Raw genomic sequence first — 13,776 nt, 5'->3', positions numbered from 1 at the left:
TATAATAGATGTTGGCAATCTTGTTTAAGGAAGAAGGCTATCCCATTGTTGTCGAGACGAACATTTTCAACATTGGCATTCGGCTTAATTGTTTTATGCTCAAGTTTATTCCTGAGCGGATGCTCTGATAAACCTTATTTGACGCAAGACGGTTCCTACGTTATCCTTACTGTTTCCCCTTCCGGTATGACTCAATCTGAATTAGTCCAATTACCTTGGAATGCCAACATGGCTGTCATGCAAAAATTGCTTGTAGAATCTTCTTTTGTTTTAAGCGACTTACACACCCCCACTCCTCAAGAATTGGCCCAATCCGATCAGCCAACAACAACAGTCAGTTTACAGGCCAATTATCCTCAGCCCAAACGAATGTCTTTTGTCGTTGATGGACATGCTCTTGCCCTTGATGTTCAGTCACTCCAAATAGAAGTTGAAGGCTCTAATGTGGGACAAGTCACCATTAATCGGACTATGGTTTTGCAGGGAATCAACGATCCTAATCTTCAGCCCGCTTTCGAAGAACTTGATAATATGCTGCATAATTCAAATTAGCAGCTTTGATTCGTCCGAGCTATCCCGGTCAGCGCATACGGTTAAATTTTAAGGGGAATTACTCATGATATTTATGTTGGACAACTATGATTCCTTTACCTATAACCTTTACCAATACTTTGGCGAACTCGGAGCAGAAATTGTCGTCAAGCGCCAAGATACATGTACTTTAGAGGAAATTGAACAATTGCACCCTGACCTCATTGTGATCTCCCCCGGTCCTTGTACTCCCTCGGAATCACCGCTTTCTTTAACCATTATTGAGCGTTTTAAGGGAGAAATACCGATTCTGGGGGTATGCCTTGGACATCAAGCCATTGGGCAATTTTTTGGCGGCAGGATAGTACGGGCTAAGCGGCCAATTCACGGTAAAACTGAAGCGATTCGCCATGATGGTCTCGGAGTCTTCGCCGATTTGCCGGACCCCTTAGTGGTAACAAGGTATCACTCTCTTATTATCGAACGATCATCCCTTCCCCCAGAATTGATCGTCAGCGCAGAGACTACGGACGGGGAGATTATGGGGGTTCGCCACGTGAGCCTGCCGATTGAAGGGATTCAATTTCATCCCGAGGCAATCCTCACTCATTCCGGCCGTCAACTTTTAAAAAATGCTCTTAGTCAGGCGGCTCTGTGGAAAACATTAAATAAACCTTCGGCCTGGATTGCAAAACCTTTCACTAGTTCTCTGCCGCCTTGCCAGATGTTTCAAGCGTTTAAAAAAGAACCTTCTCCTTTTTTTCTCGATAGCGGCAAGAATTACGAGGAACTAGGCTGCTATTCCTTTATGGGGGCAGCGCCGTTTTTAGAGGCCACCGCCTATCCCGATAAACTTGAAGTTTCCTGGCCAAATCTCCTGCAAAAAACTGTCAGGCCTTCGCGCTCCCCGGGAAGTTTTGACTTCCTTGACGAATCCTTTAATAAATATCAGGTCTCTGCCGCCCCCTTTCCTTTCTCCGGAGGAGCAGTAGGTTTTATTAGTTATGATCTTAAAAACGAAATTGAACAATTACCTTCTCTTGCGGAGGATGACTTAGGCTTGCCTCTCTGGCGTTTTGCCTGGTATGACGGAATTTTAGTTTATGATCACCGCCGCGGAAGCTACTGGCTCGTCGCCTGCGGGATGGACGAAAATGGAACTTGCCGGACTGATTTAGCCAACGCCCGCATTCACTATTTAGAACAGCTGCTCAATTCTCACGCACCTCAGGCATCAAGGGAATTATCAGAATTCTCTTTGCAAGACCAAACCGTTTTCCCGATCACTCCTTCGGTCTCCAAAGAAGACTATCTGCAAGATTTAAAGCGTGTAATTGAATACATTTACGCCGGTGATATTTACCAGGCCAACCTAACCCAACGATTTTCCATGCCCTGGAATGGCGACGTTTGGGAGCTCTATGCCAAATTGCATCTTCAAAATCCTGCACCCTTTGCGGCTTTTCTTCCCTACGACGACTTTCAAATCCTCTGCAGTTCACCGGAGCGTTTCCTGCAAATTAAAGGGAACGGCTATATTGAAACCCGGCCCATCAAGGGGACTCGTCCGCGTAAATCATCGCCGCAGGAGGATGAAGCTCAGGCCCTCGCTCTGCAAAACAGCCTCAAAGACCGTGCCGAACTGACTATGATCATTGATTTAGAACGCAACGATTTGGGACGTATTTGTGAATTTGGCAGTGTTAAAGTTCCTGAGCTAATTGCTTTAGAAAAATATCCAACGGTTTGGCATCTTGTTTCAACGATCACGGGACAGCTTCATAAAGGACTCCTGCCCGGCGCCGTTTTACAAGCCGTTTTTCCCGGCGGGTCTATTACCGGAGCTCCCAAGATTAGGGCTATGGAAATTATTGATGAACTAGAACCTTACCGGCGCGGCATTTACACTGGAAGCATTGGTTATCTGGGCTTTGACGGTGCTTGGGATTTGAATATCGTAATTCGCACAATCATTTTAAAAAACGGAAGGGCTTTTGTTCACGCCGGAGGAGGTATCGTCGCCGATTCCTTGCCAGAAGATGAATATAAAGAAACGCTTGATAAAGCAAAAGCCCTGTTCAGGGTTTTGGAAGGAAAATTATATGATTCCCAGTGAGCTAATATCCCCTCTTGATCGTTTAGCCTTATTCGGTTTTGGACTTTTCGAAACACTTCTGGTCCTGGAAAAGGGGCCCCTCTTTTTAGACCTTCACTGGGGGCGTATGACCAGGGGAGCTGAATTGCTGAACCTCCAACTTCCCAACAAAGAAGAGCGGACAGATCTGCTGCAGAAATTTCTCCGTCAAACTCCGGATTCCCCCCCTTATGCTCTTCGCCTGACACTCAGCGGCGGGTCCCCGTCAGCCGGACTCCCTGCCCAGCTTTTTTTCAGCGTGAGACCTCTGCCTTATTTCCCTGAACAATATCGTAAGGGAATAAGTCTGCACGTTTTAGCCAATCCGCGCAACGAACATTCTCCTTTAATCTCTGTAAAGTCTACTAATTATCTGGAAAACATTTTAGCTAAAGAAGAAGCTGCTAATTTTGGCGCAGACGAAGGTATCTGGCTCAATTCCCAAGGTTATCTTGCTGAAGGTACCATGAGCAACTTCTTTTTTATAAAAAACAAGCAGCTTTTTACACCATCACTTTCCAGTGGCTGTCTGCCCGGTACGCGCCGGCAACTTGTCTTGGAGCTAGCCCATAAGCTTGACATCCCAGCAGAAGAAGGATTTTACACTCTGAGTGACCTTTTATCAGCCGACGAAGTTTTTATGACAAATGCTTTGATGGGCATTATGCCGGTGAAGTCTGCCGGTCATACTGTTTTTCCAGTGTCTTCCCCTTGTTCAGGAAACTCTGTGACGCGACGACTCGAGGCAGCTCTCAAGGAATTAATCACTGCCGTTCTGTGAATCTCCGTGATCTCTTAGGTCTCCAATAAATTAAAAGGTGTCAGGTTGCTCCTGACACCTAAAGGGCTAATATTTTTCTTCGAGGACCTCGAATATTTGTGGAGTTGAAGATTTGAAGGCTTTATTTTCCCCAACAGTGTGAGTCCAGTTATCAAAGGCATTGCGGTTTTCCCATTTCGAAAAAAGCATAATTTCTGAAGTATCTTGTTGTCGATTGACCGAAGCAAATTTGAACCCATCAATATCTTCGAATGAGCGAATTCCCGACCGCACTTCTCCCAATATTCGGTCTCTATCCGGACCATCAAAGGTATGAATAACTGTGAGCATATGTGTACCCTCCATTGAACTTCTTTTTCAATATAGTTATAGTCTATCCTAAACAGTTTTCCGGCATACCCATATCCTATGAACCTTCACTCTAACGACAGCATAATTTAAAAAGCAGAGACTTTGAAACAAACAGCATTTTCTTATTTTGGAGGCTTGAACGTAAGTCAAAGAATTTCGTTTTATTCTCAGTTTCATGCTATACTTTAGTTGGAACGTCAAGACTTCAAACAAAAGTGCACAAAGGGGGATAATTTATCATGAAGCTTACTTATATACGCACAGATTTCCCTAATGGCCGTTCACACATATTAATCCGTGATTCCGAGTCACCAAACCCGGAGCTTGTTCATTTTTTATTGGTTTTAAGCAGTAATGGAACGTTATGGGTCGATGTATTCTGGCCCTATGATGAAGAGTCCGAGCGAATTACCCGCCGCATATCCGAGCAGCAATTCTGGCAGACTTTCCGCGAATGGAGACTGCAAGGCCTTCTTCTCGGAGATAATGGGAAAGTAGCCAATATGTTGGCTCGCAAACGTTTAATGAAGAAACAGCAAGAAAAAAATGCTTAATTTCAAAAGCGGCTATTGCCGCTTTTTTATATTTTGTGAGAAAAATTAACTCCTTTAAAACAAACACAACTAGAGCGGCACAGCAGCAAAATGTCTTCCGGGCCAAGGGCACGAGCAGCCGCTAAGCCTTTAGTCCTTAAATGTTAATGATAAAAGAGTCCTTCTTTAATTTTTTGCAACTGTTTCAAATGATCATGTTCCTCCGCCAAAATTGGTTCCAAGACTTCTTTTTCAGCACTGGTTAAGCTTTGCTCTGCGAATTGCTCGGCCCGGGCCAGCCCTTTGTCCTCGCCAGTATAAAGATGCTCCAGTATTTCCTCCGGCTTTGCCTCAGCTAGCCGACCTATTCGATTTTTCCAATTTACAATGCTGTCCATCAGGCCCGCCCCTTCCCGGACATGTCCGCCATTTGTTTGGATGTAATAAGCCAGCCTTGTGGCGTGATTTTTGTGATCTGTCAGCAGCGCTGTGAGATGATTGCGAAACGGACCAGCGGCAAGAGCATCAATACAGGCCTGATATTGTGCGATCGCTATATGTTCGCCTTCTAAAATTTTATTTAAGACTTCAAAAGAGCTACCCATAGCCTAACCTCCCTATTGCTTAAGTCTGGATAGTTTGTGGAGTAACCCTTAAATTATGTGCCTGGGGTTAAGGTCCTCTCAGCTTTTGCCTTATCCAAACGATAAACAAAGGCTAATATTTCAGCAACAGCCCGATAAAGTTGGGGCGGTATTTCTTTCGTTAAATCAATTTGCATTAACGCTTCAACAAGGGCTTCATTTTTCTGAATCGGTATTCCTTCGGCTTCAGCAGTTTGAATCATTTTCTGAGCGATCTCTCCGTTCCCTTTTGCTACAACCCTTGGTGCTCCAGTCTGATCATATTTCAAAGCTGCCGCCTTGCTAACAGATTCCGTACTCATCCCGCAACGTCCACTCCACTTCTTCTCAATCCTTGAAGGAAATTCTGGAACTCAATATTTTGGTCCAGATTTTCAATAGTTACCTTCAGCACTTTAAATCCCAGCCTGGCAAATTGTACCTTTGTTTCCGGCAAAACATTCTCCACTAATTCAGAAAGGGTTGATGTATCGGCCGTAAGGATGTTCATCGTCACTGCGTCCTGATCAAAAAAGGCATCAATCCCAATCACGCCCAATCCCTTCGTTTCTAGCTGTATAGCCACCCTACAATGCTTCTCATCCATTTTGGACCCTTTACGGGCGCTTTCCAGGCCAACTCTAAGCGGCATGAATTCTTCCTGATTCATAAGCGGCAAATCTACTAGAACGTAACCGTTATTAAGCGTTCCGGTTTTAAGCCATAATTGCTGTCCCGTTATTTTATCCAAAAGACGAGCTAACACTCCTGGGGAGTTGGAGAGATATTCCTCCTTTTGTTTTTGCACAGCGTCTAAAAGCGAAAACTTCAATGTGTTTCTTAAGCTTTCTTTTTCTAATTCTTTGGCTTGAGAATTCAGTTTGCTCATTTGCAGAATACGCTGCTCGTAGTTCAAACCTAATTTACGCAAACACTCGATAATCTTTTGCGCGCCGTTTTCTCCTGATAAGGATTCCCATTGGGGAAAGGATTTTCGTAAAGCGGCGAGAAATTCGTCGCTTAAACTTCCTTGAAGAGCTTCTTCTAAAGAAGCTTCGCTTCCGATAAGGGGAAACTCCCGCACTAAGGTTAATAGTTCTTGATTTGGAGGCAAGCCTCTTTCTTTCAGTTCGGCAAATTGAAGAGAGGGCGCGGGGATATCCTGTGCTTTTTCTGCTTGAGTCTCTCTGATCAACAATAAGTAGCCTTCTTCGATTTCTCCGACTTGCACCCAGAATTTATCTCCCACTTGAGTCGAAGTCTCAAGAACTGCGGATAGGACATCACCTTTAACTTGTATGGTTCCTTGATTCTCACCATTTTTTTGCACAACTTCCACCAAGAGCCTATCTCCCGGCTGCCATTGCTTAGATTTAAGATCCTCCAGCAACCCTGATGTTAGAATACCAGTGACTTCCATGAAAGACCTCCTCTATATTAAATTAAACTAATCGTTTTCATAAATATAGGAAATCAAAAAGGGCTTCATAAATGCCTGAAAACCTTTATATAGAACAAAAACCATGCATAAATAGTGGTTAGTCCACGTATATGTATGGTTTCTATTGAAAAAAACTTATAAATATCCATTTGGCAACAGCTTCTCCGCTTTATTTAATGCCTGGGCTTTGCTTCTTTATGACTTTTCAGAGACTGTTTTAATAAGTTCAATTTTTTAAAAGTTGTACGATCCAGTACATCGGCAATTTGTGTTGTCTCCGGGGCAGCATTTTTCTGAAAAGATTTCAAGGTCATGGTCTTCCCACGTTTTGAGGAACGAGTTTTATTGGCGACAGTTTGGGGAGAACTTTTTTTCTTCGCTCTATTAAAACGAACAGATGCCGATCTTTCATTTTTAACTGAACCAGCGGAAGATTTTCTCTTGGAGGTCTCAACTCGTTGCGGAAATTCTGTCCGTAAAGCAGATTCTGAACCTTCCTGAGGAAATTCTCTCCTCACCCAGGTCTGTACGGCAGAGGGATTTTGGGTAACGACGAAAACTTCCTGGATAGAACCGTTGCTTTTGAGTAATAACTTGCACCCCGTTTTAGTTTCATATTTATAAACAATTCCACGTTCCGGAGAATGGTTGACATCAATGACTCCCGGTATAATATCTGTAACTTCGGCCAGAGAACTTAAGTGTTCAAGCCAACCCAAGGCGTTTGGAATAAGGCCATGCTCACGCTTCACCTTATTTTTGCGATGCTTCATTTCTCACCGCTTTTCAGAAATAGAAATGTTTAGCATTGACCTGACCGGCTTGCACATCTAACCATCCGAAAGAATACTGAGGTTCACGCCGTTTATCTGTCGGGGAACCCGGATTGAACATAAGGACACCGTTATGCCATTCCAGAGTGGGAGTGTGACTATGCCCAAAAACAATCACATCAACAGGCTTGGGGGCAAAGGCCTTAAAAGCACGTTCTAAAGTAGTTTTTCCTTGACCTTGATGCCCATGAATCAAACCGATTTTAAAGGATTCACATTCAATCCACTCTTGATTCGGAAGGTTAACGTCCCAGCTGTCGCAATTGCCACAGACAGCTTTCACTGGAGCTAAAAGCGAAAGTTCGGCAAGCAAGCCACTGTGAGTTAAATCTCCCGCATGGAGGATGAGATCAGCCTCAGCCAGCTGCTCCCATACAACTTTGGGCAAAGACCTTCCTGCTCTTAAATGAGTATCGGACAGCACCGCAATATGCATAGACACACACCTCTTGAATCTATTATACGTTGGCAGGAAACCTGTGCAGCATATTGTAATTTGAATCTCTCTCCACTGCTTCCAAGCCCGCTTCATGGATCAGGTGAACCAGTTCTTGTTCACTTTGCATCTGAGGACTATTGGAGCCGGCGGTATGATAAATTTTCTCCTCACGGACGACTCCATCCAAATCATTAGCCCCAAAGGAAAGAGCCATCTGGGCTACCTGCGGGCTTGAAGACACCCAATAGGCTTTTATATAGTTAAAGTTATCCAGTATTAAGCGTGCCACTGCGATAATCTTTAAGGTGCGCACCGCACTGACCGGAGATACGTTTTCAAACTTTGTGTTTTTCGGATGAAAAGCGGTAGGTATAAGAGCAGCAAAGCCTTTGGTTTCATCTTGCAAAGTACGTAAGGCCAGCAAGTGATCAATCAGCTCTTCGTCCGTCTCAATGAGTCCGTAAAGCATGTTGGCATTTGTGGGAATTCCCAGTAAGTGGGCTTGACGATGTATTTCCAGCCACCTTTGACCGCTTAGCTTTCCCGGACAAATAATTTCCCTGACCCTGGGGCTGAAGTTTTCCGCTCCTCCCCCGGGAATAAAGCTCAAACCCGCTTCTTTAAATAACTTTAATATATCAACAACTGATCGTTCTTCGATCTGGGAGAAGTAGTCGTATTCCGCTGCCGTAAAGGCTTTGATGCTCACTTGAGGAGCCCTCTTTTTGACTTGTCTGACCATCTCCAAATAGTAGGAAAAGGGTAAATCAGGATGTATCCCTCCTACGATATGAATTTCAGTCACTCCCTGAGCGGCATATTGCTCCGCTTTAGCAGCTATTTCCTCGACCGTCATAGTATAAGATCCTTTTTCCCCGCTGTCTTTGGCAAAAGCACAAAGCCCGCAGCGAACTTTGCAGACATTACTGTAGTTAATATGAGCATTGTTATTAAAGAAGACTTGATTGCCGGTCTTTAAACGTCTTTGCTCATTGGCCAGATAGGCTAACCCTAAAAGATTCGTCGTCTGCAAAAGCTTTAAACCATCCTCTTTATCGAGGCGCTGATCTGAGCTTAATTTATGATAAATCTGATCCAATCCCTGTTGTATTGGCGTAAAGTCCAACCCTTGACCCTTCTTTCCCCAAACTTAATTTATCGATACATTATAACATAATTCTCGAAATTGGAGAAAAGCTAAGAGTAGAAAAGGACTGCAAGGTTTCCCGAGCAATCCTCCGCAAATCTAATGAAAATATTTCATAGAATAACGCTGACGCTTGATGGCTTTGCGAACTTCATTCGCAACACGCCAGGTTTCCGGCAAGTGAGGGGTAATCAGCTCTAACTTTCCTGATCGTTTATCGATCAAAATATCCACGGTCGGTTTTCGGTCTTCCGCTTTCTCTCCCGGGTGCAAAATATCGATGCCTATTTTATGTTCATCATATTGAGGGGGAACGAGGTAGTTTAGAACCTCTTCTGTCGCATCCATTAACTCTACAACCTGATCTTGCGGATAACCTTCCCGTAAAAGTATATCCCGTACTTGAGTTAGAGGATGGTCAAGGGTCAGCAGCATTTGGGCGCGTTGAATCAAATTATAATCGATATCCATGACGCACCTCCACTTTATTTTGTTAGCTTAGTTTGATATCTTCATTTTTCCCTCAACCTTTCTAATGAATACTGATTAGATCTTTACGAATCTGGTGATATCTTACAGTTTAAAACTAATTTTATGAGGAGGTAACAATGTCAAAATTACTTTCTTTACCTTTTGTCATTGCCGGAATATCCGGTATTACCATGGCGATCCAGGGGACTCTTAATTCTCTGTTAAGTGAAAAAACTTCGCTATTATCTGCTACCTTTGTCGTACATATTATTGGAACTCTTATCGCGCTCATCGCACTTCTGGTATGCAAAATTCCCCTATTCAAGTACCACTGGCTGACGATTCCCTGGTATCTATATCTTGGCGGACTGCTCAGCGTGATTATTGTCGGCCTTGTGGCTGTCAGCATCCCTAAAGTGGGAGTCTGCAATGCAACAACAGCAATCATTATTGGCCAGGTCAGTATGGCGGTACTCATCGACCATTTCGGCTGGTTCGGCGCTCACCGGCTTCCCTGGAATCCCTGGCAGCTTATGGGAATATTTCTATTTGCAGCCGGGGCCAAACTTCTTTTTCACTAACTTAGCTTAAGAACCGGAACGGGCCCCGATAACGGCTAAATTGGTAATAATTGAGTAAATTTCTTCACTGACGGCAACTTTGCGAATCTGGCCGTTGGCTGCCAAGATTATCGTATTTTTTCCAGCGGCATTTTGATCATTTTCAATAAGGCGAACTAAAAAGGCATAAGCCTCACTGCTTACCGGAAGTTGTTTAAACTCTCCGCTGGCTACAAAGATAACCCAGTAGCCTGAAGAAACCTCGCTTTTGCCATTATAAAGAGAATTTGTCACACTCGAAAAATCTTGACCAAAAAGAGTTTGCGGATTGCTGGAATCTATAGTTTGATCCGTGGTGTTATTTAAGGTATAGTTGCTATTTATAGCACTTGTTTGGGCGGCGGGGTCTGACAGCCGACCGTAAACGTCTTTGAAAAAATTAGGAAAAAGGATATATCCCACCACTCCAATAATAAGAATCCAAAGGGCTAAGGCTTGCAAATCCTGCCACAGTTCATTTCGCGGTGATCTCCCCCAACTACCTGGCATAATCTCTCCCCCCAATCCTCTGTTCTATTCATAAATGAGCCCACTTAAAGCATATATACGTTTGCTTGAGCAAAGATATGTGTGCTGCACTTGCATCTTGCGAACCCGAGTTCTAAAATAGGAACAGAGGTGGGAAAAGTGGATCTGCTTCGACAAAAATTGACCTTGCTGCCTGAGAAACCGGGTGTTTACCTCATGAAGGACCACCATGGTCAGATTATTTATGTCGGTAAAGCCAAACAATTAAAACATAGAGTCAAATCGTATTTCACAGGAGCACACGACGGCAAAACCGCTCGCTTAGTCAGCAACATCACAGATTTTGAATATATCCTGACAGACTCTGAAGTTGAAGCTCTGGTTTTAGAATGCAATTTAATAAAAAAATACAACCCTAAGTATAATATTCTTTTAAGGGACGATAAAACTTACCCTTATTTAATGATCACCCACGAACGGCATCCCCGCATTATAGTGACGCGCAAAATTAAAAAAGGTTCAGGAAAATATTACGGTCCTTATCCTAACGCAACAGCCGCTAAAGAAGCGGCCCGCCTCCTGAATCGCCTCTTCCCTTTTCGAAAATGCCGTCAGATACCAACTCGCGCCTGCCTTTACCATCACCTTGAACAATGCCTGGCGCCTTGCGTTCGTGACATTTCTCCCAATGCTTATGAAGAAATCTCCAAGAACGCTTCAACCTTCCTTAACGGTGACCAAAGTCAAATTCTTAATCTCCTGACCGAGAAAATGCAAAAAGCGGCAGAATCCCTCCAGTTCGAAAGAGCCAAGGAATACCGGGATCTGATCGAAGACTTAAAGCGCCTTGGCGAGAAGCAAAACATTACTCTCAATGATTTTATCGACCGCGATGTTATCGGCTATGCTAAAACGACTGACCAACTCTGCATACAAGTTTTTTATCTGCGGCAAGGCAAACTACTTGCCCGAGACAATTTTGTCTTCCCATATTTTGAAGACTCGGAAGAAGCCTTTATTTCCTTTATAGCTCAATTCTACCTGGAACGAAAAGTCTGGCCTCAAGAAATTCTAATCCCCCCTTTAGAGTCTCAGGCCTTAACCAGCCTTTTCCCAATTTCAATTCCTCAGAAAGGCAAAAAGAAGGATTTAGTACTGATGGCCATGTCCAATGCCCAAACCACCCTTCATGACCAAATTACTCTGGAGTTACGCCAGCAGTCGGAAAACTTTCAAGCCCTTGCGACTCTTGGCGATCTTCTGAACATTCCCGCCCCCAGGCGAATCGAGGCTTTTGATATTTCCAATACCGCGGGGACCCTTGTGGTGGCCGGGATGGTTCAGTTCATTGAGGGCAAGCCCCAGCGCAAGGGATACCGGAAATATAAAATTCAGCCTATGGAGACTTCCGACGATACCGCCTCCATGGGGCAGGTTATTCGACGCAGGTATGCCCGCCTTGTTTTAGAAAACGACCCTCTGCCCGACCTGATTTTGGTTGATGGCGGCAAAGGGCAGATAAATGCAGCCTTGAAGGAGTTAGACACACTCGGCCTGGCTATTCCTGTGGCGGGAATGGTCAAAAATGACCGCCATCAAACCAACGAGCTTATGGACAGTGCCGGCAACCCCATTCCGCTGCCAAGAAATCATCCAACCTTTTTATTGTTAGGCAGAATTCAAAATGAAGTGCACCGCTTTGCTATCACCTTTCACCGGCAACAGCGCGCCAAAAATATGACCCTCTCTGCTCTGGATGGCATTGCGGGGATTGGTCCTAAGCGCAAGCAGCATTTATTGCAGCATTACGCTTCTCTTGACGATATACGACAAGCTTCCGTGGAAGAACTTCAAGCAACCGGGCTCCCGCAAAGTATCGCGCAGACAATTTTTCAATACTTTCATCCCTTACCTTCCTCAATTTCAACACAAGAAGAGAGGTCTACCCCATGATCTTAAATTACAGAGTGGAATTATGCCGCCAATGCTATTACAAACGTACCCAGCAGTGTTTAATGACAGATTCCTATATTCAGAATTCAAAACCTTTCGCCCTAAAACCGGGGGGCGAGTGTTTGCGTTACAGGCCTATCCCCTGGTTGCCATATTAAAATAAAAACCATGCCTATACGTGGGCTTCACCACTCTTAGGCATGGTTTGTTTGTTCTATTTGCTCTATTTAGAAATTTTTATGCGGGTGCAACAATTCCCTTGCTGTATAACATAGAATCTTGGGGGACCAGATTGTTACAAATTTCTCATTCTAATTTAAATTGAGCTCATAACAACAATCTTTAGTTTACCCGGCGAGCTCCCAGATAGCGGGCGGAGTAATAGCTATCACTGAGATTGGTAATACAAACACCGGTATTGGAAGCATGAACAAAACGTCCGCCGCCAATATAAATACCTACATGAGAAGCTCCCTGGGAATACGTGGAAAAGAACACTAAATCGCCCGGTTGAAGCTGCCCACGGCCGACGGAAGATCCGACGCTAAACTGCTCCGCAGCAGTTCTGGGCAAAAATTTACTGGAAGCCTTATAAACATACTGGGTAAATCCTGAACAATCGAAACCGCTTCGGCTTGTACCTCCAAATTGATAGGGAACACCCTGCAGGCTCAAGGCATGATCAATCAAGAGCGAACTGTCCGACCGTGAGACTTGTTTTGAGGATGACACTGCAACCTGAACAGGTCTGGGGCTATTCATTGTATCCTGGGCTGCCGGCTGAGCTTTGGCAGGGACAGCCGCGGTATTTGTGGAATTATTTGAAGCCGGAACTAAATTCGTACTTGCTGTTGCCTCGGAAGAACCTATCTCCTCAAGTGAGGATAAGGAACTTGATTTCCACTGTAATTGGGTGCGGACAGTTTTAACATAAGGGCCGGTTGATACGGTAATCGAAGCGACGGACATTGATTGGGAGGAAACCGTCGGAGTTATAGCAAATGCCGGAAGGCTGCTTGCTAAAATCAGGCCAGCCAAAACTCCACTTCCCAGCCACATCCGTGAAGATGCAGGAATCGGCAAGAAGAAATCCACCTTTCATTAGCTTACGAGGTTAGTTGACGGATTCGGGCCAAAGGTGTAAGCCCTACACGAAAGCACGTGATTCACCCCAAAAAAATCCCCCGCTCCTAACTCTAAAGTTAGGATTCAGCTAGTTCTATTAAAATTATATTATTCTGTTTGTCTATTCGCCACCATATCTTAAAAATCCTGCCAAATTCCATGGAAATATCTCCCTTGAAAAAATTTTTTATATAATTAAGTAGGAGGCGGGGTTTCCCCGCCGTCCTCTTACACCACCGTACGTACCGTTCGGTATACGGCGGTTCGCCAAGTGTTACGAACTTCTAGATATCGGTCCATGAGGCTGACTAATCCGAGCTTCTGCC

At 44.3% G+C, this 13,776-nt stretch carries 16 protein-coding genes and 1 riboswitch; of the genes, 6 read left to right on the top strand and 10 right to left on the bottom strand.

The window, feature by feature from the left end; genetic code table 11:
* Positions 1 to 45 precede the first annotated feature (45 nt).
* The 3 genes from REC12_RS10035 to REC12_RS10025 all read left to right on the top strand — a co-directional run bounded on the left by REC12_RS10035 (position 46) and on the right by REC12_RS10025 (position 3,446).
* A complete protein-coding gene (locus REC12_RS10035; protein ID WP_308894054.1) occupies positions 46 to 552 on the top strand; it encodes a hypothetical protein in 507 nt (168 codons plus the stop codon).
* Between the two features lie 64 nt (positions 553 to 616).
* On the top strand, positions 617 to 2,647 hold the full coding sequence (gene pabB, locus REC12_RS10030) for an aminodeoxychorismate synthase component I (RefSeq protein ID WP_308894053.1): 2,031 nt from the start codon (positions 617 to 619) through the stop codon (positions 2,645 to 2,647).
* Positions 2,634 to 3,446, top strand: a complete 813-nt coding sequence (locus REC12_RS10025; RefSeq protein WP_308894052.1) for an aminotransferase class IV — start codon at positions 2,634 to 2,636, stop codon at positions 3,444 to 3,446. Before pabB ends, REC12_RS10025 begins: the two co-directional genes overlap by 14 nt.
* Before the next feature lie 66 nt (positions 3,447 to 3,512).
* On the opposite strand, the gene REC12_RS10020 is transcribed toward REC12_RS10025, so the two are convergent.
* Positions 3,513 to 3,776: an antibiotic biosynthesis monooxygenase gene (locus REC12_RS10020; protein WP_308894050.1), complete on the bottom strand. Its 264-nt coding sequence runs from the start codon at positions 3,774 to 3,776 to the stop codon at positions 3,513 to 3,515.
* A 260-nt stretch (positions 3,777 to 4,036) separates the two neighbouring features.
* Between REC12_RS10020 and REC12_RS10015 the strand changes: the two genes are divergently transcribed.
* The gene (locus tag REC12_RS10015; RefSeq protein ID WP_308894049.1) at positions 4,037 to 4,351 is read left to right on the top strand and encodes a hypothetical protein; all 315 of its coding nucleotides are present in this window, start codon (positions 4,037 to 4,039) and stop codon (positions 4,349 to 4,351) included.
* 143 nt (positions 4,352 to 4,494) lie between these two features.
* On the opposite strand, the gene REC12_RS10010 is transcribed toward REC12_RS10015, so the two are convergent.
* From REC12_RS10010 to REC12_RS09980, 7 genes are all read right to left on the bottom strand, one after another.
* Positions 4,495 to 4,935 carry a ferritin-like domain-containing protein gene (locus REC12_RS10010; protein ID WP_308894048.1) on the bottom strand — a complete coding sequence of 147 codons (441 nt, stop codon included), beginning with the start codon at positions 4,933 to 4,935 and terminating at the stop codon, positions 4,495 to 4,497.
* A 53-nt stretch (positions 4,936 to 4,988) separates the two neighbouring features.
* Positions 4,989 to 5,276: an EscU/YscU/HrcU family type III secretion system export apparatus switch protein gene (locus REC12_RS10005; RefSeq protein ID WP_308894047.1), complete on the bottom strand. Its 288-nt coding sequence runs from the start codon at positions 5,274 to 5,276 to the stop codon at positions 4,989 to 4,991.
* Positions 5,273 to 6,373 carry a hypothetical protein gene (locus REC12_RS10000; protein WP_308894046.1) on the bottom strand — a complete coding sequence of 367 codons (1,101 nt, stop codon included), beginning with the start codon at positions 6,371 to 6,373 and terminating at the stop codon, positions 5,273 to 5,275. The genes REC12_RS10005 and REC12_RS10000 overlap by 4 nt, the downstream gene beginning before the upstream one ends.
* A 194-nt stretch (positions 6,374 to 6,567) precedes the next feature.
* Complete coding sequence (locus REC12_RS09995; RefSeq protein WP_308894045.1) at positions 6,568 to 7,167, bottom strand: DUF2103 domain-containing protein; 600 nt, start codon at positions 7,165 to 7,167, stop codon at positions 6,568 to 6,570.
* A 13-nt stretch (positions 7,168 to 7,180) separates the two neighbouring features.
* Entirely contained in the window at positions 7,181 to 7,663 is a 483-nt protein-coding gene (locus REC12_RS09990; protein ID WP_308894044.1) for a metallophosphoesterase family protein, read from the bottom strand.
* Positions 7,664 to 7,685: 22 nt separating this feature from the next.
* Positions 7,686 to 8,792, bottom strand: coding sequence for an aminofutalosine synthase MqnE (gene mqnE / locus REC12_RS09985; protein WP_308894043.1), 1,107 nt, complete (start codon positions 8,790 to 8,792; stop codon positions 7,686 to 7,688).
* A 120-nt stretch (positions 8,793 to 8,912) separates the two neighbouring features.
* A complete protein-coding gene (locus tag REC12_RS09980) occupies positions 8,913 to 9,284 on the bottom strand; it encodes a hypothetical protein (protein WP_308894042.1) in 372 nt (123 codons plus the stop codon).
* A gap of 137 nt (positions 9,285 to 9,421) precedes the next feature.
* Between REC12_RS09980 and REC12_RS09975 the strand changes: the two genes are divergently transcribed.
* Positions 9,422 to 9,865: a DMT family transporter gene (locus REC12_RS09975; RefSeq protein ID WP_308894041.1), complete on the top strand. Its 444-nt coding sequence runs from the start codon at positions 9,422 to 9,424 to the stop codon at positions 9,863 to 9,865.
* A 6-nt stretch (positions 9,866 to 9,871) separates the two neighbouring features.
* Here the strand turns inward: REC12_RS09975 and REC12_RS09970 are convergent, their stop codons facing one another.
* Positions 9,872 to 10,393, bottom strand: coding sequence for a hypothetical protein (locus REC12_RS09970; protein ID WP_308894040.1), 522 nt, complete (start codon positions 10,391 to 10,393; stop codon positions 9,872 to 9,874).
* A 90-nt stretch (positions 10,394 to 10,483) separates the two neighbouring features.
* Here REC12_RS09970 and uvrC point away from each other — a divergent pair, with 90 nt between their 5' ends.
* On the top strand, positions 10,484 to 12,325 hold the full coding sequence (gene uvrC, locus REC12_RS09965; protein WP_374214198.1) for an excinuclease ABC subunit UvrC: 1,842 nt from the start codon (positions 10,484 to 10,486) through the stop codon (positions 12,323 to 12,325).
* Between the two features lie 342 nt (positions 12,326 to 12,667).
* Here the strand turns inward: uvrC and REC12_RS09960 are convergent, their stop codons facing one another.
* Positions 12,668 to 13,408 (bottom strand): C40 family peptidase, encoded by a 741-nt coding sequence (locus tag REC12_RS09960; RefSeq protein WP_308894039.1) that lies wholly within the window; start codon positions 13,406 to 13,408, stop codon positions 12,668 to 12,670.
* Between the two features lie 4 nt (positions 13,409 to 13,412).
* Positions 13,413 to 13,550: riboswitch (cyclic di-AMP (ydaO/yuaA leader) on the bottom strand.
* Positions 13,551 to 13,776: the final 226 nt, after the last annotated feature.

It is taken from the genome of Candidatus Desulfosporosinus nitrosoreducens, from assembly GCF_030954495.1.
GTDB classification, from domain to species: domain Bacteria; phylum Bacillota; class Desulfitobacteriia; order Desulfitobacteriales; family Desulfitobacteriaceae; genus Desulfosporosinus; species Desulfosporosinus nitrosoreducens.
This window is presented reverse-complemented; position numbering and strand designations above follow the sequence as displayed.

Bases quoted from the DNA above. Each gene is read 5' to 3' on its own strand.
- REC12_RS10015 (WP_308894049.1), top strand. From the start codon at position 4,037: ATGAAGCTTACTTATATACGCACAGATTTCCCTAATGGCCGTTCACAC.
- REC12_RS09975 (WP_308894041.1), top strand. From the start codon at position 9,422: ATGTCAAAATTACTTTCTTTACCTTTTGTCATTGCCGGAATATCCGGT.
- REC12_RS10005 (WP_308894047.1), bottom strand. From the start codon at position 5,276: ATGAGTACGGAATCTGTTAGCAAGGCGGCAGCTTTGAAATATGATCAG.
- REC12_RS09995 (WP_308894045.1), bottom strand. From the start codon at position 7,167: ATGAAGCATCGCAAAAATAAGGTGAAGCGTGAGCATGGCCTTATTCCA.
- REC12_RS09970 (WP_308894040.1), bottom strand. From the start codon at position 10,393: ATGCCAGGTAGTTGGGGGAGATCACCGCGAAATGAACTGTGGCAGGAT.
- REC12_RS10010 (WP_308894048.1), bottom strand. From the start codon at position 4,935: ATGGGTAGCTCTTTTGAAGTCTTAAATAAAATTTTAGAAGGCGAACAT.
- REC12_RS10025 (WP_308894052.1), top strand. From the start codon at position 2,634: ATGATTCCCAGTGAGCTAATATCCCCTCTTGATCGTTTAGCCTTATTC.
- REC12_RS10020 (WP_308894050.1), bottom strand. From the start codon at position 3,776: ATGCTCACAGTTATTCATACCTTTGATGGTCCGGATAGAGACCGAATA.
- REC12_RS09990 (WP_308894044.1), bottom strand. From the start codon at position 7,663: ATGCATATTGCGGTGCTGTCCGATACTCATTTAAGAGCAGGAAGGTCT.
- pabB (WP_308894053.1), top strand. From the start codon at position 617: ATGATATTTATGTTGGACAACTATGATTCCTTTACCTATAACCTTTAC.
- REC12_RS09980 (WP_308894042.1), bottom strand. From the start codon at position 9,284: ATGGATATCGATTATAATTTGATTCAACGCGCCCAAATGCTGCTGACC.
- REC12_RS10000 (WP_308894046.1), bottom strand. From the start codon at position 6,373: ATGGAAGTCACTGGTATTCTAACATCAGGGTTGCTGGAGGATCTTAAA.